19 protein-coding genes and 1 pseudogene are annotated in these 22786 nt (G+C 72.1%); 7 read left to right on the top strand and 13 right to left on the bottom strand.

Annotation, left to right across the window (positions count from 1 at the left end; all coding sequences use genetic code 11):
- Positions 1–128: 128 nt before the first annotated feature.
- Positions 129–593, top strand: coding sequence for an NUDIX domain-containing protein (locus KILIM_RS17380; RefSeq protein WP_040563749.1), 465 nt, complete (start codon positions 129–131; stop codon positions 591–593).
- A gap of 95 nt (positions 594–688) precedes the next feature.
- Here the strand turns inward: KILIM_RS17380 and KILIM_RS17375 are convergent, their stop codons facing one another.
- On the bottom strand, positions 689–1297 hold the full coding sequence (locus KILIM_RS17375) for a GNAT family N-acetyltransferase (protein WP_006594041.1): 609 nt from the start codon (positions 1295–1297) through the stop codon (positions 689–691).
- 45 nt (positions 1298–1342) lie between these two features.
- Between KILIM_RS17375 and larC the strand changes: the two genes are divergently transcribed.
- On the top strand, positions 1343–2725 hold the full coding sequence (gene larC, locus KILIM_RS17370) for a nickel pincer cofactor biosynthesis protein LarC (RefSeq protein ID WP_006594040.1): 1383 nt from the start codon (positions 1343–1345) through the stop codon (positions 2723–2725).
- 75 nt (positions 2726–2800) lie between these two features.
- On the opposite strand, the gene KILIM_RS17365 is transcribed toward larC, so the two are convergent.
- Complete coding sequence (locus KILIM_RS17365) at positions 2801–3106, bottom strand: DUF6489 family protein (RefSeq protein WP_006594039.1); 306 nt, start codon at positions 3104–3106, stop codon at positions 2801–2803.
- Between the two features lie 278 nt (positions 3107–3384).
- Between KILIM_RS17365 and KILIM_RS17360 the strand changes: the two genes are divergently transcribed.
- The gene (locus tag KILIM_RS17360; RefSeq protein WP_051988866.1) at positions 3385–3882 is read left to right on the top strand and encodes a PaaI family thioesterase; all 498 of its coding nucleotides are present in this window, start codon (positions 3385–3387) and stop codon (positions 3880–3882) included.
- A gap of 7 nt (positions 3883–3889) precedes the next feature.
- On the top strand, positions 3890–4201 hold the full coding sequence (locus KILIM_RS17355; RefSeq protein WP_006594037.1) for a hypothetical protein: 312 nt from the start codon (positions 3890–3892) through the stop codon (positions 4199–4201).
- A 111-nt stretch (positions 4202–4312) separates the two neighbouring features.
- Here KILIM_RS17355 and KILIM_RS17350 read toward each other — a convergent pair whose 3' ends face one another.
- A complete protein-coding gene (locus tag KILIM_RS17350; protein WP_006594036.1) occupies positions 4313–5293 on the bottom strand; it encodes a sulfite exporter TauE/SafE family protein in 981 nt (326 codons plus the stop codon).
- Between the two features lie 476 nt (positions 5294–5769).
- Here KILIM_RS17350 and KILIM_RS22700 point away from each other — a divergent pair, with 476 nt between their 5' ends.
- Entirely contained in the window at positions 5770–6384 is a 615-nt protein-coding gene (locus KILIM_RS22700) for a hypothetical protein (RefSeq protein WP_051988865.1), read from the top strand.
- Positions 6385–6421: 37 nt separating this feature from the next.
- Here KILIM_RS22700 and KILIM_RS17340 read toward each other — a convergent pair whose 3' ends face one another.
- Together KILIM_RS17340 and KILIM_RS17335 are read right to left on the bottom strand one after the other, a co-directional pair.
- Positions 6422–6895 (bottom strand): OsmC family protein, encoded by a 474-nt coding sequence (locus KILIM_RS17340; protein ID WP_006594034.1) that lies wholly within the window; start codon positions 6893–6895, stop codon positions 6422–6424.
- The gene (locus KILIM_RS17335; RefSeq protein ID WP_083876237.1) at positions 6895–8262 is read right to left on the bottom strand and encodes a sensor histidine kinase; all 1368 of its coding nucleotides are present in this window, start codon (positions 8260–8262) and stop codon (positions 6895–6897) included. The genes KILIM_RS17340 and KILIM_RS17335 overlap by 1 nt, the downstream gene beginning before the upstream one ends.
- Before the next feature lie 154 nt (positions 8263–8416).
- On the opposite strand from KILIM_RS17335, the gene KILIM_RS17330 reads away from it, so the two are divergent.
- Positions 8417–9547 (top strand): alanine racemase, encoded by a 1131-nt coding sequence (locus tag KILIM_RS17330; protein ID WP_006594032.1) that lies wholly within the window; start codon positions 8417–8419, stop codon positions 9545–9547.
- 22 nt (positions 9548–9569) lie between these two features.
- Here KILIM_RS17330 and KILIM_RS17325 read toward each other — a convergent pair whose 3' ends face one another.
- Both KILIM_RS17325 and KILIM_RS24140 read right to left on the bottom strand, forming a co-directional pair.
- Positions 9570–11000, bottom strand: coding sequence for a sugar porter family MFS transporter (locus tag KILIM_RS17325; RefSeq protein WP_006594031.1), 1431 nt, complete (start codon positions 10998–11000; stop codon positions 9570–9572).
- 259 nt (positions 11001–11259) lie between these two features.
- On the bottom strand, positions 11260–11427 hold the full coding sequence (locus tag KILIM_RS24140; protein ID WP_157551801.1) for a hypothetical protein: 168 nt from the start codon (positions 11425–11427) through the stop codon (positions 11260–11262).
- Positions 11428–11535: 108 nt separating this feature from the next.
- Here KILIM_RS24140 and KILIM_RS17320 point away from each other — a divergent pair, with 108 nt between their 5' ends.
- On the top strand, positions 11536–13143 hold the full coding sequence (locus KILIM_RS17320; RefSeq protein WP_006594030.1) for a sensor histidine kinase: 1608 nt from the start codon (positions 11536–11538) through the stop codon (positions 13141–13143).
- Here the strand turns inward: KILIM_RS17320 and KILIM_RS17315 are convergent.
- The 6 genes and pseudogenes from KILIM_RS17315 to KILIM_RS17290 all read right to left on the bottom strand — a co-directional run.
- Positions 13089–13793, bottom strand: a complete 705-nt coding sequence (locus tag KILIM_RS17315) for a response regulator transcription factor (protein WP_006594029.1) — start codon at positions 13791–13793, stop codon at positions 13089–13091. The genes KILIM_RS17320 and KILIM_RS17315 overlap by 55 nt on opposite strands.
- Positions 13794–13841: 48 nt before the next feature.
- Positions 13842–14297 carry a SufE family protein gene (locus tag KILIM_RS17310; RefSeq protein ID WP_006594028.1) on the bottom strand — a complete coding sequence of 152 codons (456 nt, stop codon included), beginning with the start codon at positions 14295–14297 and terminating at the stop codon, positions 13842–13844.
- A 1-nt stretch (position 14298) separates the two neighbouring features.
- Positions 14299–15237, bottom strand: coding sequence for a sulfurtransferase (locus KILIM_RS17305; RefSeq protein WP_006594027.1), 939 nt, complete (start codon positions 15235–15237; stop codon positions 14299–14301).
- An 87-nt stretch (positions 15238–15324) separates the two neighbouring features.
- Positions 15325–17538 (bottom strand): exodeoxyribonuclease V subunit alpha, encoded by a 2214-nt coding sequence (gene recD, locus KILIM_RS17300; protein ID WP_006594026.1) that lies wholly within the window; start codon positions 17536–17538, stop codon positions 15325–15327.
- Positions 17535–21176, bottom strand: a complete 3642-nt coding sequence (locus KILIM_RS25145; protein ID WP_006594025.1) for a UvrD-helicase domain-containing protein — start codon at positions 21174–21176, stop codon at positions 17535–17537. Before KILIM_RS25145 ends, recD begins: the two co-directional genes overlap by 4 nt.
- A pseudogene (locus KILIM_RS17290) lies at positions 21173–22786 on the bottom strand (exodeoxyribonuclease V subunit gamma); the annotation flags it as partial. The pseudogene KILIM_RS17290 and the gene KILIM_RS25145, both read right to left, overlap by 4 nt.

Below are 22786 nucleotides of genomic sequence, written 5' to 3'. Positions count from 1 at the left end.
GCTTGATGGTACGTGCTGGGGTCGGATCCGTGTGCACCGGTGACGGGGTGCGAGATGCAGGCGCCCGGCGAATACCGACCGGGTGGGCAGGCGCGGGATGCCGGCGGCGATCCGTCATGATCGTGGGCATGCCGTGGACCCTGCCCACCGTCCCAGCGTCCGCCGGCGCCCTCGTCTTCGACGAACAGGGGCGCCTGCTCGTCCTCAAACCCACGTACAAATCCGGGTGGACCGTGCCCGGCGGCGTCATGGAGGCCGACGGCGAGTCGCCCTGGGACGCCTGCCGCCGCGAGGTCTTCGAGGAGACCGGGCTGCGCGTCACGCGCGGCCGGTTGGCCTGCGTCGACACCCGCCCGGCCAAGAAGGACCGGCAGTTGGGCCTGCGGTTCCTCTTCGACTGCGGCGCGGTCGACGCGGGCGCCATCGCGCGCATCCGCCTGCAACGTGAGGAGATCAGCGACTACCGGTTCGTGCCGCCGGCCCGCGCGCTGACCCTGTTGCGCCCGGCCGTGCGCCGACGCGTGGCCGCAGCCGTGGACAGCGAACACTGCGTGTACCTGGAGAACGGGCGGCGGGTGCGGGGGCTGCGCTGAATCGGTCAGGGTCCGATCCACCGCGTCCGATCCACCGCGTCCGATCCAACCGCGACCGATCCAACCGCGCCAGTGCGGTCAGGCGCGGCTCGACCTCACAGAGCGCGGGTCAGGTACACGCTCAGCGGGTCCTCGCGGTAGTCGGCGAACGGGGGGCACGGCTCGAAGCCGTGGCGCTCGTAGAGGGCCCGGGCCGGTGCGAAGTACTCCTCGGAGCCGGTCTCCAGACTGAGCCGCTCGTAACCCTGGTTGCGCGCCTGGGTCAGCACGTGCTCGAGCAGCAGAGTCGCGATCCCGCGGCGGCGCGCGGCGCGCGTGGTGCGCATCGACTTGATCTCGGCGTGCCGCTCGTCGATCGCGGAGAGGGCCACGACACCCAGCAGCGTGCCGGCGTCCCATGCCGACCACACACTGACCCCCTCCTCCTCCAGTCCCTCCAACCCGAGGGCATGCACGCTCTCGGGCGGGGTCGTTGCGAACATGTCGCCGAGGTGCTCGGCGATCAGGTCGCGAACGGGCTCGCGAGCGAGGTCGTCCAATTCGATGCGCACGTTCTTCACGACGTACACCTTGGCAAATCCCGGGCGTTCGTGCGCACCACGGGTCACCCGGATCGTCGACCCGCCACCCCGCGCGGCGCGCCGCAGCCTCGGGCGGGGAGCCTGGGCAAACGTGTGTTGCGTCTCGAAGTCCTTGCGCCGCAAGGGGATCGCAGGATCGCAGGGTTGCCGCGGGGTTACCGTGGAGAAATGCTGCCCGACCTCGGCGACCCCGGAATTCGAACCTCCGGTGACGGCCCGGCCCGGCTCGCGTGGGTCGATGCCCGCAGCGGCGTGACGGGTGACGCCCTGCTGGGCGCCCTACTGGACGCTGGTGCGGCGCTGCCCGCCGTGCGCGACTGCGTCAACGCGGTACTGCCCGACGCCGTGCTGCTCACCGTGCGTGAGGTGCGGCGCGGCGGCCTGCGGGCCACCCGCTGCGACGCGCGACTGCGCGTGCGCGAACAGCCGCAGCGGGACTGGCCGGAGGTGCGCGCGCTGATCGAGGGCGCCGACCTGCCCGACGCGGTGCGCACGATGGCGATCGGCGCGTTCCGGCATCTGGCGGCGGCGCACGCTCGGGTGCACGGCATCCCGACGAGCCAGGTGCGCTTCACCGGCCCCGGGACCGGAGCCGGAGCCTGGGCGGCCATCGTGCACGTCGTCGGTACCTGCGCGGCCCTCAACGACCTCGGTGTCGATCGCCTCGTCGTCGGCGAGCCCGTGGCTCTCGGCTCCGGCACGGTCGACGCCGACGACGAGGAGGACGGTGCCGATGCGCCCGTCGACACCAGCGTGCCCACCCCGGTCGTCCTCGAGCTGACCCGTGGCTTCGCGGTGACGGCCGGGGCGGACGGGGAGCTGACGAGTGCTCCGGCCCTCGCTCTGCTGCGGGCGTTGGCGAACCCCGGCGGCCAATCCGATCCGTTGGTGCCCGACCGGGTCGGCGTCGGTGCCGGTACCGAGGGCCCGTTGCTGCGGCTCGTGCTCGATGCCGGGGACGATCTGCTGCCGGTGGTGCCCGCCGCGGCCACGCCCGGGGACCCGCTGCCCGAGCCGGGCTCGATCGAGCCGGGGGACTCCGGCTATGTGGAGGACGGTCTGGTGACGCTCGAGGCGACCGTCGATGACCAGGATCCGCGGGTGTGGCCCAGCGTGCTCGACGCCCTGCTGCGCGCCGGTGCTCTCGAGGCGTGGCTGACGCCGGTCATGCTCAGCGGGGGACGTCCCGGCCACGTGCTGACGGCGACCGTGGCCACCGGCGATGCCACGCACGTCGCGACGCTGCGAGACGCGATCTTCACGTTGACCTCGACCTTCGGCGTGCGCGCCCGCCGGCACGCCCGCTGGACGCTGCACCGCGACTGGGTGCCCGTCGATGTCGCCGGCGAGCGGGTGCGGGTGCGGGTGGGCTACGTGGCGCGCGCGGCGCCCATCATCGCTCGAGTGACCCCCGAGGCGCAGGACGCCGTCGACCTCGCCGAACGTTGGGGAGTCTCGGTGGCCGAGGTGCTCGCCGCCGCGGCTGCGGCAACCACCGCGGAGGGACTGGTGGTCGGCGCGCCGTACACCCCCGGTCGCTGGGCTACCTGAGCCACTGCGCGACCCGTCGCCTCCGACGGAGGTTCGCGCAGATTCGAGGGGCGCAGTTTCGTGGGCGCGGCCTGGTCAGGCGCTGTCGTCGTCGCTCTCGGGCTTCTCGGTCTTGCGGCGGGAACGGCTGGAGGCGCGGGTGCCTGCCCCGGCGCTGCCGGCGGCTGCCTGGCTCATCGCGCCCATGAAGGCCTGCTGCACGGCGGACATCGGGCCGAGCCAGTCCTTCATCACAGCGGTGGGCGAGACCTGGTCGATGGAGTCCATCATGCGGCGCTGCATCTCGTCGAGCACCGCCGTCTGCATGGGTTGCACGTCGGGCAGTCCGAGAAAGGTGCGCAGCTCCTGCGGCGTGCAGTCGATGTCGACGGTGATCTTCATTGAGCCCTCCCAGCTAGCGGTGGTCCTTCCACGCTAACTGCCCACAGCCTGCGCACCACCGACCCCAAAGGGATCTCTGGGGTCGCACCGTGCTGCCGACGCCGTCGCGCACTCCAGCACTGGGCAACCGCTGCTCCTACTGGGCAACTGCTCGAGTTGTTGGTCAGTGGGGGTCGCGGCGGCCCAGTCCGACTGGGAGTTGCCCAGTGGCGGCCGCCCGTGCGGTTGTGCCCGCGAGTTGGCCCGAGCGGACCGCCGGGGCTGGAACAGTGGGGCGCATGACCAGCCACGACACGCTGCACGACGGCACCGCCTTTCAAGACCACTATCCGCCCGATGTGGCCGCCTGCTTCGGCTGCGGCAGGCTCAACGAGCACGGCCACCACCTGCGCACCACGTGGGACGGCGAGGGCACGGTCACCCGGTTCACCCCCGGTCCCGAGCAGACCGCGGTGCCGGGCTACGTCTACGGCGGGCTCATCGCCTCGGTCATCGACTGCGCCGGAACGGGCACGGCCGCCGGTGCCGCCTATCGCGCGGCCGGCCGCACCATGGGCGATCCGGACGATCACGAGCCGCCCCTGCGGTTCGTCACCGGCCGCCTAGAGGTCGACTACCTGGCCCCCACTCCGCTGGGCGTCGAGCTCGTCGTGCGCGGGCACATCGACGAGATCAAGGCGCGCAAGGTCGTCGTCAGCCTGGAGATGGCGGCTGGCGACACGGTCGTCGCGCGTGGCCGCGTCATCGCGGTGCTCATGCCCGCGACCATGGAGTGAGGGGCGCATGATCTGGATCGGGGTCCTGGTGGTGACGGTGGCGGCCGGTCTGACCGCCCGGTTGTGGCGCGCCCGGAGAGACGCCGCGAGGGGCATCAGCGGCGACGAGCACCCGATCGTGCGGCAGCGCAACGCCGCCCTGGCCAAGGCGTACGTCGACTCGCTCATCATCGCGACGATCGCCTGGGTGCTGGCTGCCACGAACACGCTCGACGGGCGGTGGACCGGGGTGCTGGCGCTCGTCGCGATGGTCGCCGCCGGCTACCTGCGTCTCGCCCGGCGGGCCCCGCAGGCGCAGCAGCACCGGTCGAAGCACTGATAGGCCGCCACAGCTCTTGCATGAACCCACAGGCAACGAGCGAGGCCCCTCCCGTGCGGAGGGGCCTCGCTCGTCTGGTTGATCGACCGGTCGGGCCGGCAGCTGGGGCGGCTAGGTGCGGTCGCCGACCAGCTGGTCCTGCTCCGGCTCCGGGTCGCCGTTCGGCGCCGAGCCCAGCGCGTGCTCGGCGTGCTCGGCGTGCACGGCGTCGATGAGCTGCTGCTCGCGGGTCTCGGCGCGCCAGGCCCGTACGGAGTAGGCGATAGCGGCGGCCCAGATGATCGCGATGAGGATGTAGGCCGTGACCAGCACCGAACTGGAGGCCTCGATGTAGTCGCTGCGCAGGAGGGTGCGCACGTTGGTGAACACGATGAGGCCACCGACTGCCGAGCCGAGCAGTCGCGGCGGCACGATCCGCACGATGTAGGCGGCGATCGGCGCGGCCAGGACGCCGCCGACGAGGATCGCGCCGGCCATCGCGAAGTCGATGCCCGCGGCGCCCAGGCCGACGAGGAAGCCGAGGCTGGCCGCAACGGCGACGAGGAACTCGCTGGTGTCGATGGAGCCGACGACCTTGCGCGGCTCCATCCGACCGCTGGACAGCAGGGCCGGGGTGCCGACGGGGCCCCAACCGCCGCCGCCGGTGGCGTCGACGAACCCGGCGACCAGGCCGAGCGGGGTCAAGAATCGGCGGCGCAGCGGCTTGCCGAGGTGCTTGGTCGAGACGCCTCGGAAGGTGAAGCGGCTGAGGATGTAGATGCCGAGCGCGAGCAGCACGACCGACATGATCGGGCCGGCGGCCTCCGTCGAGAGCCAGGAGAGGAAGGTCGCGCCGAGGAAGGCGCCGACGGCGCCGGGGAATCCGACGCGAGCCACGACCTTCCAGTCGACGTTGCCGAAGCGCCAGTGCGAGGCGCCGGAGGCCAGGGTGGTGCCGATCTCGGCGAGGTGCACGGTCGCCGACGCGGCCGCGGGATTGGTGCCGATGGCTAGCAGCAGCGTCGTCGACGTGACGCCGTAGGCCATCCCGAGGGAGCCGTCGACGAGCTGCGCCGCGAAGCCGACGAGGGCCAGCAGAACGAGTGTGGGCATGGGTGGTCCTTGCGAGGTGAGAAGTGGGGGTGGGGGCGTCCCGACCTACCGGGGCCGTTTCGGGCTCGACTCAGCGGATGCGCCAGGGCGCGGAGGACGAACGGCTCGCGGAAAGTCGCTTCAGACCAGACACAGGGCGCTGGCGACGCGCAGCAGGTCGACGGCGCGGCGGCAGGCCAAGCGGTGTGCTCGTGGATTCACGGGGGGTCCTTTGGGGTCCTCGTCGGAAAACGGCGACGGCGATAACTATGACACAGGCTTATGGTTTGGCAAACCTCATGGCATGTGTCAGAGATACGTTGCGTGCCGACCGCGTGCGGCGAGTGTGAAGCTGGTGTGAGCTGCCCGGGGCAGACTGAGGGCAGTCGGAGGTGAAAGCGCACGTCAGGTGCGCGTTCGGGGATGCGGAGGTGATCGCGGTGGGCTACTCGCGAGAGGGCATGGACCCTCAGCTGGGCCGTGCGCAAAAGAGTGTTGTGAGCAACGGGTCCAAGGGTTCGCCCAGGAAGAAGGCGGCGGCCCTGGCGGTGCTGGCGGCAGCGTTGACGTTCGGAATGGCCGGATGCGGTGTCGCGGACTCCGCGCCCCGCTCGCAGCCGGTCCGCACGACGACCGTGACCGGCGACCCCATCGACGCCCGCGCCGGAGTGACCTATATCGCGGAGTGCGAGGGCGATCGACGTGTGAGCCGACCGACCACCTTCCTGTTGGCCTGCGGTGACGGCGGAGAAGCGCTCGACAGCCTGTCGTGGCGGGCCTGGGGCGAGGAGGAGGCGCACGCCTCCGGCGAGCTGGTCTACAACGACTGCACTCCGTCCTGTGCTCAGGGCAAAGACATCACGGTCCCGGTCACCGTGGTCGCCGACGAGATCGTGGAGGGGGAGGCCTCGGCGACCTACCGCCGGCTCACCGTCACCACCAACGACAAGAACGGGCAACGTACGCAGCAGATCTACCGCCTGCCGGGCAACGAGCCCGGCGAGCGGGACGCGGCCGGTCCGGACCCAGGCTCCGAAGAGGCGCAGAACCAGCGGCCCGCTCCCGAGCCGACCAGCACCACGCCGGCCAGCACCGCCACGACCGGCGGGTGAGGGCACCGGCCCAACGCTCTCGGGCGGCCCGCTCGAATCAGTCGGCCCACTGAAGGCGCGGATCCAGGTGGATCCGCGCCTTCAAGGTGCGGGCGATGAAGCACTCCTCGTGGGCCAGCCCTACCAGCCGGTCCACCTTGGCCCGCACCGTGCTCTCGTCGGCGTCGCCGCGCCGGATGGTGATGCGGGGGCGCAGGGTGATGTCGGTGATCCGGGTCGGCGGGTCGTCCTCCGGCATGCGGGCGGTCGCGTCGTCGCTGTAAGCGGTGACGTCGAGGCGCGCGCGGGCGGCCAGCGCCAGGAACGACAGGCATTGGCACGAGCTGGCCGCGGCGAGCAGCAGCGCCTCCGGATTCGTCAGGTCGGGAGCGCCGCGAAAGGCCGGATCGGCGCTCGCGGTCAGGGAGGTGCCCGGAGCGACCTGCAGGCTGTGGGTGCGGTCGTAGGCCTCGTAGCCGAGCCCGGTCGAGCCGACCCAGGCCAGCGACGTGCCGTAGTGGTGCGTCGCCATCACTGCTCCTCGTGCTCGTCGTCGGCGGCCAGCGGTGGTGCGGTGGTCGCGGCGCGCAACACCAGCACCGCACGGGCGCCGCCTTCGGGCCGGTTGCTCAACGCGAGGCTGCCGCCCATGGCCTCGGTGTGTTTGACGGCGATCGTCAGGCCCAGGCCGCTGCCCTTGCCGCGGGTGTACGTGGCGAAGCGCCGCGGCCCCTCCTGCAGGAGCTCCTCGGGGTAGCCCGGGCCGGCGTCGGCGACGGTGACGGTCGGGCCGTCGACCACCACCCGCACGGGAGGGGCGCCGTAGGTCAGGGCGTTGCGCACCAGGTTGGTGACGACGCGTTCGATGCGCCGCGGCTCGGCGCGGACGACCGCGTCGGCCAACACCTCCACCTCCACTCGGTCGTGCTCGTGCTGCAGGCAGGCGGTGACGACGGCGCGCAGGTCGCAGTCCTGCCAGTCGATCGTGCTGTCGGGGGCGTCGATGCGGGAGATCTCCAGCAGGTCTTCGACGAGTCGCCGCAGCCGTGCGACCTGCCGTCGCACGAGGTCGCTGACGTCGTCGCGGGGGAGCAGTTCGGCGGCGCTGACCAGTCCCGTGACGGGGGAGCGCAGCTCGTGGGCGACGTCGGCGGTGAAGTGCCGTTCGATCTGCAGACGTCGCTGCAGGGCCGAGGCCATGCGGTCGAGGGCGACGGTCAGCAGGGCCACCTCGTCTCCGCCGGGTTGAGCGGCGCGCCGCTGCGTGTCACCGGAGGCGATCGCCGCGGCCGCCGCCGCACCGGCTCGCAGTCGGCGGGAGAGCCACGTGCCGACGAGCCAGCCGAGCACCGCCGAGATCGCCGCGCCGATCGCCGCCGCCTGCGCCCAGGCCCAGCGCAGCGCCGTGCGCTGGGATGCCAGTTCGTCGCCGGGCAGCGTCACCGACAGCACGTGCCGCTCATCGAGCCGTTGGGCGGCGTACATGCTCGTCCCGTCGTACCACGAGACCTGGCTGTCGGCGCCGACGTTGCCCACGGCGGGCGGCAGGCTCTGATCGTTGAGGGCGGCGCCGAAGCGCAGCACGCCGCGACCGTCGTAGAACGCGACGGCCGCGTCGAGTCGATCGAGGGCCTGGGCGCGCAGCCGTTCGCGTCCGTCCGTCGCGGCGGCCCGGTCGACCACCAGCCCGATCATCAGCGAGACGCTGATGGCGACGACGGCCACCCCGGCGGCGATCCGCACCCGTAGGGAGTGCCAGCGGCGCACCGACGGCAGGTCCGAGGTCGCGCCCGGCTCGGGTGTGGCTCCTGGTGCCAGCGCCCCGTCAGGCCCCCTCGACCCCGTCGATCCGGTCGCCGAGGAGCCGCCGGAGCCTCGCGACGCGGCGGTGTCGCTCATCCTGCTCGCACCTGACTGCTACTCACCCGGCTGTCTCCGTCCCTGCTCGACACACGTTCGTCTCGTCTCATTCTCCGACCCGGGGCCCGCGGGGGCGGGTAGTGGTCGCCCGCGCAGCGGCCTTTTTCTCGCCGGCGGGGGGTTGAATGGCGCCATGTCGACACCGGTCAGCGCCCGCCCCACTCCCTTTCTGGCTCTCGATGAGACGGTTCTCGACCGAAATATCGCGGCCATGCAGGCGCGCGGGCGCCAGCTCGGCGTGACCCTGCGCCCGCACGCCAAGACGCACAAGATCGCGCAGATCGCCCAGCGGCAACTGGCGGCGGGTGGGGTCGGGCTCACGGTGGCCACCGTCGCCGAGGCGGAGGCGTTTGCCGCCGCGGGCTTCGACGACCTGTTCATCGCCTACCCGCTCTGGGTCGACGCGGACCGCGGGGCTCGGCTGGCCGCCCTCGCGCGGCATGCCCGGGTTCGGGTCGGCTGCGACTCCGCGGACGCCGCTCGCCAGTTGGGCCAGCACACCGTGCCGGCGATCGGTACCGATCCGGGGCAGACCGGCGGGCTGGAGGTGCTCGTCGAGGTCGACTCCGGCATGCACCGCTCCGGGGTCGAGCCGCAGCAGGCGGGCGGCGTCGGCGTCGCGGCCCGCGAGGCCGGCCTGTCGGTGGTGGGGGTCTTCACCTTCCCGGGGCACTCCTACGCCGTGGACGGGGGGCGGCGCGCCGCGGCCGAGCAGGAGGGCGCGGCGCTGACGGCGGCCGCGCAGTCGTTGCGGGAGGTGGGCATCGAGCCGCGGGTCGTCAGCGGCGGGTCGAGCCCCAGCATGGAGTTCGCCAGCTCCCACGGCGTGAGCGAGATGCGGCCCGGGGTGTACGTCGTGGCGGACGCGCAGCAGTGGGAGCTGGGCGTGTGCGAGCCCGCCGATGTCGCGCTGACCGTCTACGCGACCGTGGTCAGCCACGCTAGTGGGCGGGCCGTGCTCGATTGCGGCAGTAAGGCGCTCGGTGCCGACCGGGCTCCCTACGCGACCGGCTCCGGGCGGCTGCTGGACCACCCTGACGCGCGGATCGTCATGCTGAGTGAGCACCACGCGGTCGCGGACTGCGGGCCCGATCCGCTGCCGCCGCTGGGGTCAGTGGTGCGGGTCGTGCCCAATCACGCGTGCAACGCCCTCAACCTCGCCGACGAGGTCGCGGTCGTCGGTGAGCACCGGCCTCCGGGCGGCGGCCCCGCCGCGACGATCGCGCACATCTGGCCCCTCATCGCCCGCAACGCCAACCACTGACAGCCCCGCCGGCCGAGCCCGGTCAGCGGAAGTCGCCGGCCATGAACGACTCCTCCAATTGCTCCAGGGAGCGGCCGGAGGTGTTCGGCAGCATCTTCCACAGGAAGGTCAGGGCGATCAGCCCGACGACGACGAACAGGCCGAAGATGCCCTGCAGGCCGAAGATGCCGACGATGACGGGAAACAGGAACGTGAGTGCGGCGTTGGTCAGCCACATGCACAGCACCGAGATGCCCATGCCGAAGCCGCGCAGCCGCAGCGGGAACATCTCCGAGAGCGCCACCCAGACCGGGGCGTTGAGGCAGGTCTGCATGAAGAACACGAACGTCACCGACAAGAAGAGAATGACGTAGGCGCGCGTCAGGCCGGCCGGCAGAATGGTCGCCGCAACCGTGATGAGCAGGTGAATCGTGGTTGTCGCACAGAATCCGAAGAGAATGAGTTTGCGCCGCGGTACCCGGTCGATCACGAAGAACAGGCACAAGGCGGTGCCGACCACCGCGAGCACACCGTTGGCGATATTGGCGATGATCGCCGCATTGGAGGAGAAGCCCGCCTCGCGCAGCAATTCGGTGCCGTAGTACATGATCGAGTTGATGCCGGTGAGTTGCTGGGCGGCGGCGATGCCGCAGCCGGTGATGACCAGCCGACGGATCCACGGTGTCGCGAGATCGGCCCAACCGCCGGACTGGGCGAGCGCCTCCTCCTGCGCCAACTGCTCGACCTCGGCGATCTCGGCGCGGGCGCGGTCCTCGTTGCGCACCTGCAGCAGCACCTCCAGGGCTTCGGCGTAGCGCCCCTGGCTGATGAGCCAGCGCGGCGACTCCGGCATCCGCAGCATGCCGACGAAGAGGATGACCGCGGGGATCGCGCAGACGGCCAGCATGTAGCGCCACACGCCGTCGTGGTGGCCCCACAGGTTGGCGATGATCGCGTTGATGATGAAGGCGAGCATCTGGCCCACGACGATGGCCAGCTCGTTGCGGCCGCTCAGCGCGCCGCGCCGCTCGGTCGGAGCCAGCTCGGCCAGGTAGACCGGCACGGTCACCGAGGCGGCGCCCACCGCGAAGCCGAGCACGAAGCGCGCGGGTAGCAACACGGTCAGGCCGGGTGCGAAGACGCAGCCGATCGTGCCGACGAAGAAGATGACCGCGACGATCGTCAGGGCCTTCTTGCGGCCGATGGTGTCGTTGACGCGGCCGCCGATCAGGGCGCCGACGGCTGCGCCGACGAGCAGCGTTGCGGTCACGAGTCCTTCGGTGACGCTGGTGAGTCCGAGTTCGGCCTTCATCGGCTCCAGCGCGCCGTTGATGACGCCGGTGTCGTAGCCGAAGAGCAGGCCGCCGAAGGTGGCGATGACCGCGATGAGGTCGAGCCGCCGCTGATGGGCTCCGGCCTGCAAGGGGGGAAGGGTGATGCCGGAACTGCTGTTGGCCGGTGCTCCGTGAGACAAAGCCGCGCCTCCTCGCGTGGATGGGCCCGGCCGCGCCGACGCCCGCGTCGAATGTGCAGAAGTCGCGGGGGCGCGAGCGTCTCCGGCGGCTGCCGCGGTGCCCTGGTGGGCGTGGAGTCCGTGGCGTGCTGTGCGATGTGGCTGCGGACCCGCTGGCTCAAAGGCTAGGGGCTGTCACGCCAGACAGCAAGCATTTGTAACGACATTCTTACTTTAGGTCGATATTCGGCACTCAACGCGGCGCCCGGGGCGCCGCGTGTCACTTGAGCAAGCGTCGGGAGCGCGGCTTGCGGCCTCGGATCGGCGCCGCGCTCGGGCGATCGACCTGCCGCGCCAACGCCGTCAAGACGAGCGCGGTGGCACCCACACCGAGCGCCAACGCGGTCATCAAGGTCCACATCCACCAGGTGAGGTGGTGCCACATCAAGGGACCGCCTCTCTTTTGTCACGGCTGCGGGCTCCTCCAGCATGGTGGGCTTGCTTGAATCGCGACTGAGACGATGTGCACGACAGACACCGGACAGGCGGGACTGACATGACCCACGGGCAACGAGCCTCGGACGAGCCGACGCGGCTGCCCGGTCCGCTGCGGCTGGCCGTGCGCGTCCGCTCCCGCGCCGGCATCCGACTCACCCTGACGCTGCTGTCGGTCGTGCTCGTCCTGGCCCCATTGGCGGTCTCGATCGGCCTGGTCGTCGTGATCTTGCATCGCTCGCTGATGTCCTCGCTGGAGTCGCAGGTTGCGCTGCGGGCCTACGACCTGTCCGCGCTCGTTTCCGACGACGGGGTGGAGGCGATCAATTCCGAGGCCGCCGGGCACGACCGCGACGGCGCGACGATCCAGGTGCTGGACGCCGCCGGGGCCGTGGTCGCCACGACGACGACCCGCAGCCAGAACCAGCCGCTGTCCGCGCTGCGCCCGGAGGTGGGCGCAACGCAGATCGAGGGGAAGCCTTCGCTGCCGCTACCGGGTGAGGAGGGGCGCCCACCCGTGGTCGCCGCCCGCGGCCTGATGCACGCCGGTCAGCAGTACACCGTGCTCGTCTCGATGAGCTCGGCCCCCCAGCATGAGGCGGTCAGCACCACCGGGGCCGTGCTCACCGCCGCCCTGCCGGTCGTGTTGCTCGCGGCCGGCGGCGCCACCTGGCTGCTCGTAGGGCGCGCCTTGCGGCCGGTGGAGCGGATCCGCGAGACGGTCGAGACGATCACGAGCCGTCACCTGGCCTCGCGGGTGCCCGTCTCGGGCGCGGACGACGAGATCAGCCGTCTGGCCGAGACGATGAACCGGATGCTCGTGCGGCTCGAGCGCAGCCAGGAGGAGCAGCGCCGGTTCGTCGCCGACGCCAGCCACGAGCTGCGCTCCCCGCTGACGAGCCTGCGCGGCGGCCTGCAGGTGATGGACGGCGACCCGGAGGCGGCGGCCGAGCTGATGCCGGTCATGGCGGCCGAGGTCGACCGGCTGGCTCGCCTCGTCGATGATCTGCTGACCCTGTCCAAGAGCGACGACGGAGCCGGGCCCGTCGTCGAACGCCTCGAGGTCGACGTCGACGACATCGTCGCCGCCGAGTCCGCCCGGCTGGCGGCGACGGGCCGCTGCAACGTGCAGACCGCCATCACGCCCGCGCGCGTGCTCGGCGACAGCCTGCAGCTGGCCAGGGTGGTGCGCAACCTGGCCGACAACGCCGCGCGCGCCGCCGCCGGTACCGTGCGCTTCGTCGTCACCACCACACCGACGCAGCAACCGACGCAGCAACCGACGCAGCAGCCGGGTGACAAGGAGGCGACCCGGCGCGCGACGCGCGCCATGGTGCAGGTGCGGGTGGAGGACGACGGGGCCGGCGTGGCGCCGGAGCATCGGATGCGGATCTTCGAGCGCTTCGTGCGCCTGGACGATGCCCGTTCCCGCGACCGCGGCGGGTCGGGTCTGGGCCTGGCGATCGTCGCCGAGATCGTCCGCGCCCACGACGGTCGCGTGCACGTCGAGCAGTCGGAGCTGGGAGGTGCCGCGTTCGTCATCGACCTGCCGAGCGCGCAGCCACAACTGCCCCCACAGTCGCAGCTGCCCTCGCTGCCCGCGCCCGGTGCGCCCTACTCGGCGGCGGGCTCCGGGGGAGAGGACGCCGCGTCGTCGACGAGGCGGTAACCGACGCCGCGAAGGGTTTCCAGCGACTTGCGCCCGAACGGCCCGTCGATCTTGCGGCGCAGGTAGCCGACGTACACCTCGACGATGTTGACGTCGCCCTCGTACGCCGGGTCCCACACGCCGTCGAGCAGCTGCGGCTTGGTGAGCACCCGCCCCGGCCTGCGCATGAAGTACTCCAGCAGCGTGAACTCCTTGGCGGTCAACCGGATGCTCGTGTCGCCGCGTCGCACGTCGTGGGTCGCCGGGTCGAGGCTCAGGTCGCCGACGGCCAACGTGGTCGGGCGCTCCGCACCGCCGCGGCGGGCCAAGGCGCGCAGCCGCGCGAGCAGCACGATGAAGTCGAACGGCTTGGTCAGGTAGTCGTCGGCCCCCAGGTCGAAGGCATCGACCTGGTCCCATGGGCCGTCCTTGGCGGTGAGCATGAGCACCGGCGTCCACACGCCCGCGGCGCGCATCTTCTCGACGATCTTGTAGCCGTTCAGCCCCGGCAACATGATGTCGAGCACGACGACGTCGTACTCGTTCTCTGTCGCCAGATAGAGCCCCTCGGTGCCGTTGTGGGCGAACTCGACCGTGCACCCGTGCTTGGTCAGGCCCGAACGCAGGACGGCCGTCAGGGATCGGTCATCTTCCACGACGAGTAGGTGCATGGACCCATCCTGCCTGTTCGCGGCCGGTTCGCGCGGCTGCCACCGGACTCACAGGGCGGCTTTGTCCTTCGTCTGACGCTTGATGCGGGCCAGCATGCCGGCCATGCCGCGCAGCCGCAGGGGGCTGACCAGTTCGGTCAGGGCCAGGCGCCCGGGGATGTCGTTGGGGGTGTCGAGAATCTGCTCGGCGGTGGCTCCGTTCAGCCCCTCGTGCAGGATGCCGGCGAAGCCGCGGGTCGTCGGCGCCTCCCGCGGCGCGGAGAAGAACAACGAGACGGGCGCCTGTGGACCCTGCCCCTCGACCTCCACGACGAGGAAGATCGGGGACTGACACTCGGGCACGGGCTCCAGCAGTTCGGGATGATCGGCGTACTGCGGGGGCAGATCCGGCAGGTCGGTGCTGAACTCCAGCAGCAGGTTGAGCCGTTCGGAGGCGGGCAACTCGTGGAAGTCCGTGACGACCTGCGCGAGGTTCTCGGTGAGCCCGGTGGTGTCGGCGGCCATGTCAGCGTTCCGCGGCGTCCTGCCGGCCCCCGGCTCCCGGCGCGCGATCGGGTACGTCGCCCGGCTCCTCGCCCTTGGCGATCGGGACGCGAACGGCGTTGCCCCACTCGGTCCAGGAGCCGTCGTAGTTGCGGACCTTGTCGAAGCCCAAGAGGTGGGTCAGCACGAACCAGGTGTGGCTGGAGCGCTCGCCGATGCGGCAGTACGCGATGACGTCGTCGCCGGGGTCCAGACCCTTCTCCTGCTGGTAGATCGCCTCCAGTGCGGAGCGGGGCTTGAAGGTGCCGTCGTCGGCGGCGGCCCGGGCCCAGGGGACCGACTGGGCGCCGGGGATGTGCCCGCCGCGCAGCGCCCCCTCTTCGGGGTAGTCGGGCATGTGGGTGCGCTCACCGGTGTACTCCTGCGGGGAGCGGACATCGACCATCGGCTGCCCGAGGTGGGCGAGCACGTCGTCCTTGTAGGCGCGGATCGCGGAGTCCTCGCGCTGCACGACGGGGTAGTCGCTGGGGGCGCGGCCGGATTTGTCCGTGGTCATCTCCCGACCTTCGGCCTGCCACTTGGCGCGGCCGCCGTCGAGCAGCCGCACGTCCTCGTGGCCGAACAGCCGGAAGACCCACAGCGCGTAGGCGGCCCACCAGTTGGACTTGTCGCCGTAGAAGACGATCGTGTCGTCGCGGCTGATGCCCTTGTCGCGCATGAGCTGCGCGAACGCCGGTCCGTCGAGGTAGTCGCGGGTGACCGAGTCGTTGAGTTCGGTGTGCCAGTCGACCTTGACGGCGCCCGGGATGTGTCCGGTCTCGTAGAGCAGCACGTCTTCGTCGCTCTCCACCACCACCAGGCCGGGGGTGCCGAGGTGTTCGGCCAGCCACTGGGTGGAGACGAGGCGGCTGGGATCGGCGTACTCGCCGAAGGCGGGGGTGTCGTCGTGGGGGACGGGCATGAGCTGACCTTCTCGATATCGGGGTCCACCGGGTTCGGGGTCCATCGGGTTCGGGGTCCATCGGGCACTGGTCCGTTCGTCATCCTGTCACGGCAGGCCGCCTTCCCCTTGGGGCGGGGCGAGGCGGCGACGCAGCCCGGAGGCGCGGACCACCCGGCGCTGCACCGCCTCGCGGATCACGGCTTCGCTGCCGACGACTCGCACCTGGTTGCGGGCGCGGGTCACCCCGGTGTAAAGCAGCTCGCGAGTCAGCAGGGGGGAGCCCCGCTCGGGCAGCAGCACGGTCACGGCGTCGGCCTGGCTGCCCTGGGACTTGTGCACCGTCATCGCATGCAGCGTCTGCACCTCACCCAGCCGACTCGGCGCAAACACCCGAAACCCGCCCCCCAACCCGGCGAAAGCCGTACCTTCCGGCGAGCTGCGCTGTTCTTGCTCTGCAGGTCGCGAACTCTGCAGGTCGGCGGGCTGTCCGGGCGGTGCGGGCGGTGCGTGGCCGCGGGTCTCCTGCCCGGCGATGACGGCGACCCGTTGGGAGCCCCGACCGGTAGCGCGCACGATGACCCCGGTGTCGCCGTTGACGACGCCCGTCGCGTAGTCGTTGGCCGTGATGAGCAGAGGGCGCCCGATGTACATGGGGTCGTAGAGTCCGTCGCCGGTGGCCTGGCGCAGCCAGCCCTCCACGCGAGCGTTCCAGGTGCGTACGCCGAACGGGCCCTCCCGATGGGCGCACAACAGTCGGTGCCGGGCGGCGGCGGCCAGGGCGCCGGGGGCGTCACCGACCTGGGCGAGGTCGTAGATCGCCCGCGCCTGCCGGGTCAGCAACGGCTCAAGGGCCTGCAGGGAAGTGGCGGGGTCGCTGTCGTCGATCCACAGCACCTCGGCGTCCGCGCCGGCGGCGCGGGGTCCGCGCAGCAGTGCCATGACCGCGTCGGCATCGCCCTCGCGCAACGCCTGCGCCACCTCGCCGATCTGCGCGCCGTAACGGTGGACCCGCCGCAGCCCGGCCACGCGCAGCGGCCCGCCGGTCGCGCCCCCGGCTGTTGCACCGTCGGCACCACCTCCGGATCCCGTGCCCGACTCCGTGCCCGTGCCCGCTCCCGTGCCCGAGTCTGCGCCTATCGCCTGCTTGCCCTCGGCGAGCTGCGCGCCGGCGACGAGATCGGCCAGGACGGCGCCGGCGTCGACCGACACGAGCTGATCCGGATCGCCGACCAAGATCAGCCGAGTCGTGGGGCGCAACGCCTCCAAGAGTCGAGCCATATGGGTCAGCGAGACCATCGAGGCCTCGTCGATGAGCACCACGTCGTGCGGCAGCCGGTTGCCCCGGTGGTGACGGAATCGGGTGCCCCGGTCAGGCCGCACCCCCAACAGCCGGTGCAGGGTCACCGCCTCGAGGTCGCCGAGGCCGGCGACGGCCGCGCGGGTGGCGGCATCGGCGTTCGCCGTGGCGGCGATGACCCCGGGACGCTCGGGTGAGCCGGTCAGCGCCTCCCGCAGCGCCTCCTGCATGCGCGCCGCGGCCTTGCCGGTCGGCGCGGCCAGCCCGATCCGCAGCGGACGCGCCTTTCCCGCGGTCGAGTGATCCTGCTGGCCCTGCTCGGCCAGCAGGGCCAGAATCGTCGCGGCGCTCGTCGTCTTGCCGGTGCCCGGACCGCCGGTGATCACCGTCGTCCACGACCGCACCGCGGTCTGCGCGGCCGCCCGCTGATCGCTGTCGCCCTCGGCGAAGTACCGCTCGAGTCCGGCCTGCAGGCGAGCCTCGTCGACGGGCGGCGGTGGCCCCGCGGCCCGCCGGTTCAGGTCGTCTACCACCTGCACCTCTTGGTGGTGATAGCGCTGCAGATAGACGAGATCGTGCTCGACGACCAGGACGCCCTGCGCGACGAGCTTGGACGCCTGCACCCGCGGTTGCCAGGTCGCCGGATCGGGCCACGGCAGGTCGGCGACGCCGCCCGACGCGTCGGGCCGCTCCGGCTCGACACCGACGTCCCCGCCAGGCTCCGAGGCGCCTGACCCCGCCACACCGGCCGGCGCGGGTGACTCCGTCTGCCGGCCCGCCGCCGCGAGGTCGGCCAGGTCGACCGCCACCGAACCGAGGCGGACCGCGCGGGTCGCGAAGGCCGCCGCGAGCACCGCCACCTCGTCTTGTTCGCGGCTGGCCCGGGCCACGGCGCGGGCAATATGCACGTCCGCGGCGCTGAGCACGCCCGCCTCGTTGAAGGCCGCCAGCTGCCCGGTGGCGCCCAGCGCCAACCGCCGATCGCGGGCATCCGCAGGCTCGAACACCTCGAGCAGACTCACGCCCCCGCTCCCTTCTCGCCGTCGCTCGCCGCAGCGTCGCCCACTGCTGCGTCGCCCACCGCAGCGGCTTGCAACCCGTGATCCAGTAGCGCAGAGACGGCCTCGACGAGAGCCACGGGCGGCCGCCACGCGAACACCCCGCATGGGGCGCCGTCGATCACCGGGGTGTCCGGTCCGCACATGCCGCGGACGTACAGATACAGCACCCCGCCGAGATGCCGTTGCGGGTCGTAGTCGGGCAACCGCCAGCGCAGAAACCGATGGGCGACAACGGCGTACAGAAGCGCTTGCAGCGGATACGAGGAGTGCCCCATCGCGTCGGCAAGCACGCTCGGTCGGTACGAGGCGGCGGTCAGCGGCTCGTCCAGCGGGCCGAGCCAATTCGTCTTGTAGTCGACGACCAGGTAGCGGCCATCGGTGCGCAGCACGACGTCGACCGATCCGGTGAGGTATCCCCGCAGCTGCTGCGCGGCCAGCGCCGGACTCGCGTCGAGCACGTTGGCCCAGCCGCGCACCGGGTCGCCCGGCGGCAAGTGCTCGCGCAGCAGGTCGGCCAGGTCGCCGAGTACCCCGTAGCCGTGGCCGGCGCCAGCGGCCAGTTCGCCGCCAACGGCCAGTTCGCCGCGTGCGTCGCGACTGTCACCACCCCCGAGCGGCAGCTCGAAGTCGAGTTCGCAGAGCCGGTCGCGGCGCCCGATGTCGCGCAGCGTCAGCCCGGGTGCCAGCGGCCCGAGCGGGCTGTCGCAGACGGCCACCAGGGCATCGGCCAGCGCAGGTGGGGCCAGGTCGACGGGCCACCACACCAACTGCTCGCCGATGTGCGCCAGCAGCTCGGCCCGCAGGTCCGGGGCCTGCGGGTCGGCGTGTTCGAGCACGGCGTGCACCAGCGAACCGAACGTCGCGCCCACCGGCAGATCGGCCATCGGGGAGGGCACGTCGGCGCCGGCGAGCGCCAGACCGGGCAGGGTGCCGTCCGGTGCGAGCGGAACCCCGACCTCCGGTTCGTCGTCTTTGGCGGTGCCCTCTGGTTCGCTGCCGACGCCTGCGGCGAGCTCGTAGCCGTCGGCGTCGCGGGGAGCGCTGAGCGCCGAGTAGGAGGTGCGTCGCCAGTCGTGGTCGATCCGTCGAGTGAACGGGGCGAGCGCCAGCCTCGGCGCCGCGGTCGGGCCGGCGGCCGCGGTCAACGGGGCCGGTATCGCCGCCTCGTAGTGCAGCCCGCAGACGCGCTGCCAGTTGCCGAGCCGCTGCTCGACGGTGTCGTCGTCGAGTACGGACACCTCGTCCGGCACCTGCGCCTGCCCCTTCGCCCGCCCGATGAGCATGCGTTGCAGTGGAGCCGCGGGCGTGTTGTTCTTCGCGCCGGCCCACCACAGCACGACCTGGCTCTGTGCTCGGGTCAGGGCGACGTACAGCAGGCGCAGCGATTCGCCGTCGTCCTCGCGGCGGCTGCGCTGGAGTGCGTCGGCCCAGAACGGCCCGCCGGGCCCGCCGACATCGAGGCAGCGCACCGGCGAGGGCGCGGGCATCGCGGCCTGGTCTGCCTCGGCGGCCCGCCCCGCAAGCTCCCGCCCGTCACGGTGGTCGCGGTGGTCACGGTGGTCGCGGTGGTCGCGGTGGTCACGGTGCGGGTCGTCGTGAAAGCGTGCGACCAGCGGCTCCTTTCCGCCGACATACCGGTCCCACAGCGAGGGCAGATACACGACGGGGTACTGCAGGCCCTTGCTGGCGTGCACCGTCAGCAGCTGCACCGCGGTGGCATCGCTGTCGAGGCGGCGGCTGCGGGCGCCTGCGGTCTGCGGCGCGGCCTGCGCCATCTGCGTGCGCAGCCACTCGATGATCCCGGGCAGGCCGACGCGGCCCCGGTCGGAGGTTTCGTGCAGCAGCTCGGCGACGTGGCGCAGGTCGGTGAGCTGGCGCTCGCCGCCGACTCCGGCCAAGACCCGCGCCGGCAGTCCCGCGACCGCCAGGGCCTCGTACACCGCGGCGACGCCCTGCCGGTCGTACACCCCGGCCAGGGTGCGCAGCCGCCAGGCGATGTCGTCGTCGAGGTCGTCGCTCGCGGCGGCGTCACCGGCGTCGTCGAGGCGGTGCGCCGGGTAGCCCAGCAGGGCGGTGAGGGCCGCGGCGCGGGCCAGCGTCCGTCGGTGCGGGGCGGCCATCGCCTCCAGCAACGCGAGCCACTCCTGGGCGGCGCGGCCCGCCAGCACGGTCGACCCGCCGGTCGTCACGGCGTGCACGCCGACGAGGCGCAGGGCCTGCTGGATCTCGATGAGCGCCTTGTTGGTGTGTGCGATGACGGCGATGTCGCGGGCCGCCAGCGGCCGCTCACCGCTGTCGTCGACGTAGGTCGCCCCGGAGGCGAGCAGCTCGGCGATGTCGTGGGCCAGGTCGATGGCGATGTGGTCGCGGATCGCCCCCACCCGCATCGGCCCGCGGATGTGCTCGCGGCGCACGTGCCGCAGTCGCACCGGCTGCGGATGGGGGCTGCCGCGTAGCCGGCTGCCCTCCCGGAAAGCCCGCACGGTACGCACACTGATCTGTGGGTCGCCGAGTTGCGCCTCACCCAGCAGCACGTCGAGCGCGTCGACCAGCGGGCGGTCGCTGCGGTAGTTGCACGGCAGCGACCGTCGTTGGTCGGCCTGCTGGGAGGCGGCCAGGTAGGTGACGACGTCGCCGCCGCGGAAGAGGTAGATCGCCTGCTTGGGGTCGCCGATGAGCACCATCGTGCTGTGCCCCGTGAACGCCCGATCGAGCACCTGCCACTGCACGGGGTCGGTGTCTTGGAACTCGTCGACGAGCACGACGGGCCACCGGGCGCGCATCCGACCGCGGGCCGGGGCGTGCGGGTCGGCCAGGGCCTGCGCGAGCTGGCTGAGCAAGTCGTTGTAGTGCATGACGCGCAGCCGACGCTTGCGCACGTCGAGCGTCTCGCGCACGGCGGCGGCGAAGCGCATGCGCCGGTCGGCGGCCGAGTCGGGCTCGGCGTCGGTAGGTCGCAGCGTCGCGTGGGCGTCGTCGACGGCGTCGCGGGCGATCCCCAGGGCCTGCGCGCGGGTGAAGGGCGGGCTGGCCTCGCCGGCGAACCGGGCCAGGTACAGGTCGTCGACGACCTCGACGAGCAGGTCGTCGAGGTCGTCGACGAGTTCGGTGTCGGGGTCGCTGTCGCCGGCCACGCCCAGCCCGCGCAGCACTTGCTGGCAGAACTGGTGGGTGGTGGCGATCGTCGCCGCGTCGATGTCGGCCAGCGCCTGGCGCACCCGGCGCAGTCGTAGCTGCCGTTCCGCGTCGTCGACGTCGAGCAGCAGCCGCAGCAGTGCGTCGCGCTCCCTGCGAGCCGGGGGGTCACTCAGGGAGGCGGCGGCAGCCGTGAGGTGCTCGCGCACTCGCGCCCGCAACTCCTGGCTGGCCGCCCGCCCGAACGTCACGATGAGCATCTGCGGCAGCGTCACCACCCCCTCGGCGACGTACCGCGTGACCAGTGCTGCGATCGTCCACGTCTTGCCGGTGCCGGCGCTGGCCTCCAGCAGCGTGGTGCCGGAGCGGGGCAGCGGGTCGGTGATGTCGAAGTCGGCCATCGCTGGTGGGCCGCCGGACTCTGGGTCGCCGGAGCCGGACCACGGGCCCACGATGACGCTCATGACTGCCCCTCGTAGCGAGCGATCGGCCCCCAGAGGCGCAGCGCGTACTGGCCGAGCCGGTGGGGTGCGCCGCGATGCCAGCGTTCGTCGTCGGCGGGCACCCCGACGATCGCGCTGAAGGGGGCTTGCTCGCCGAACGCGAACGTGTGCGCCGGAGTGTCTTGCTCGCCGGGGAAACCGCGGAAGGCGTCGGTCTCCCACTCGCCGCGCGCCTTGTCGTCTGCCGATCGGGCGTCTCGTTGGGCGAATTCGCGGGCCCAGGCGTAAGCCGTCTTGGGTGCCAGCGGCAGCGGCTCGCGCAGCCCCCGGTCGCGCAGGTCGGCCAGTTGGTCGAGCAGCGCCAGAGCCTCGGCCTGCTCGACGGTGCTGAAGTACAGGCGGGTCGGTGTCTTCGTCGAAGCACCCCCGGCCCACCGGCTGCGGTGCGCGATGACGTGGCTGGAGGTCATCGGCTCACCGGTCGCCGCCAACGCGAGCGCCCGCAACCAGCCGCCGAGTCGGTGTTTGGCGCTCAGGCTGGAGTAGGTGATGGCCAGGGAGCTGGCCGTCGGCACGTTCGGGACAACCCCCTCGACGGTGCCCACGAGTCGCCGCCCGCTGGGCAAGGCCAGGTCGACGTCGCGCGCGGAAAAGCGCACCGGGGTGGTGGCTTCGGGCAGCCGCAGCGTGCGCCGCACGTAGTCGGCCAGGCCCTGGGCCCGGGCCAGCTCAGCGGCCAGCAGCGTGTCGCCGAGCCGATGGGGTGGTAGCTCGCCACGCCACTTCTCCTGTTCGGCCAGCGCCTGCGAGTCGTGCCCCGCCAGCAGGCCGGTGAGCAACCGATCGCCCAACTGCCAGCGGCCCAATCCGTCGAGTTCGAGGGGGATGCCGTCGACCCGCTCGCTGGGCTCCTCCGGCAGCACGATGCCGAGACGATCCCGCAGGAACGCCCCGACCGGGTTGACGAGAAACCGCTGCAACGCCAAGAGGTCGACATCGGGCTCGCGCACCAGCGGCAAGGGGGCGGCCAGCAGCGCCGAATCCTGACGGGCGCTGGCCGCCGAACCCTCCCCGGCCGGGCCTGCGGATGGTCGCGGCCTCGTCAGGGCGCGGCCCCCGGCGAGCGCCACCGGATCGTGGCTGAACGGACGCCCGTCGGGCAACAAGGTCGGCAGGCCCGGAGCGACGCCGCCGAGGTTGCGGGGATCGTAGGGCTGCAGGGGATGTCGAGTGACGAGTCGGTCGATCGGCTCACCGCAGGCGGTGGCCCGAGCGGCGTCGATGAGCTCACCGAGCGGCACCGCGGGCGGCCTGGGGGCGCCCGTGTGCTCGTCGGCCCCGGTGTAGGTGATGACGAGGGTCTGGCGCGCGGCCATCACCGCGTCGAGCAGGAGTTGCCGGTCCTGCGCGCGCGGATCGCGCTCGCCGGTCACCGGGCGGCGCGCCAGCGCGTCGTCGCCTTCGGCGGTCGTCGTCCGCGGAAACACGCCGTCGTCCAAGCCCACCAGGCACACAACCCTGTGCGGAATCGAGCGCATCGGGATCATCGTGCAGACCGTCATCGTGCCGGTGCGGAAGTTGGCCCGCGTGGCCCGGCCCTCGAGGTGCCCGGCCAGCATCGAGCCGATGTC

It is taken from the genome of Kineosphaera limosa NBRC 100340, from assembly GCF_000298215.1.
Taxonomy (GTDB): domain Bacteria; phylum Actinomycetota; class Actinomycetes; order Actinomycetales; family Dermatophilaceae; genus Kineosphaera; species Kineosphaera limosa.
The sequence above is the reverse complement of the archived record's forward strand: the minus strand, read 5'-3'. Positions and strand labels throughout refer to the sequence as shown.

Bases quoted from the DNA above. Each gene is read 5' to 3' on its own strand.
- KILIM_RS17380 (WP_040563749.1), top strand. From the start codon at position 129: ATGCCGTGGACCCTGCCCACCGTCCCAGCGTCCGCCGGCGCCCTCGTC.
- larC (WP_006594040.1), top strand. From the start codon at position 1,343: ATGCTGCCCGACCTCGGCGACCCCGGAATTCGAACCTCCGGTGACGGC.
- KILIM_RS17365 (WP_006594039.1), bottom strand. From the start codon at position 3,106: ATGAAGATCACCGTCGACATCGACTGCACGCCGCAGGAGCTGCGCACC.
- KILIM_RS17360 (WP_051988866.1), top strand. From the start codon at position 3,385: ATGACCAGCCACGACACGCTGCACGACGGCACCGCCTTTCAAGACCAC.
- KILIM_RS17355 (WP_006594037.1), top strand. From the start codon at position 3,890: ATGATCTGGATCGGGGTCCTGGTGGTGACGGTGGCGGCCGGTCTGACC.
- KILIM_RS17350 (WP_006594036.1), bottom strand. From the start codon at position 5,293: ATGCCCACACTCGTTCTGCTGGCCCTCGTCGGCTTCGCGGCGCAGCTC.
- KILIM_RS17340 (WP_006594034.1), bottom strand. From the start codon at position 6,895: ATGGCGACGCACCACTACGGCACGTCGCTGGCCTGGGTCGGCTCGACC.
- KILIM_RS17335 (WP_083876237.1), bottom strand. From the start codon at position 8,262: ATGAGCGACACCGCCGCGTCGCGAGGCTCCGGCGGCTCCTCGGCGACC.
- KILIM_RS17330 (WP_006594032.1), top strand. From the start codon at position 8,417: ATGTCGACACCGGTCAGCGCCCGCCCCACTCCCTTTCTGGCTCTCGAT.
- KILIM_RS17320 (WP_006594030.1), top strand. From the start codon at position 11,536: ATGACCCACGGGCAACGAGCCTCGGACGAGCCGACGCGGCTGCCCGGT.
- KILIM_RS17315 (WP_006594029.1), bottom strand. From the start codon at position 13,793: ATGCACCTACTCGTCGTGGAAGATGACCGATCCCTGACGGCCGTCCTG.
- KILIM_RS17310 (WP_006594028.1), bottom strand. From the start codon at position 14,297: ATGGCCGCCGACACCACCGGGCTCACCGAGAACCTCGCGCAGGTCGTC.
- KILIM_RS17305 (WP_006594027.1), bottom strand. From the start codon at position 15,237: ATGCCCGTCCCCCACGACGACACCCCCGCCTTCGGCGAGTACGCCGAT.
- KILIM_RS25145 (WP_006594025.1), bottom strand. From the start codon at position 21,176: ATGAGCGTCATCGTGGGCCCGTGGTCCGGCTCCGGCGACCCAGAGTCC.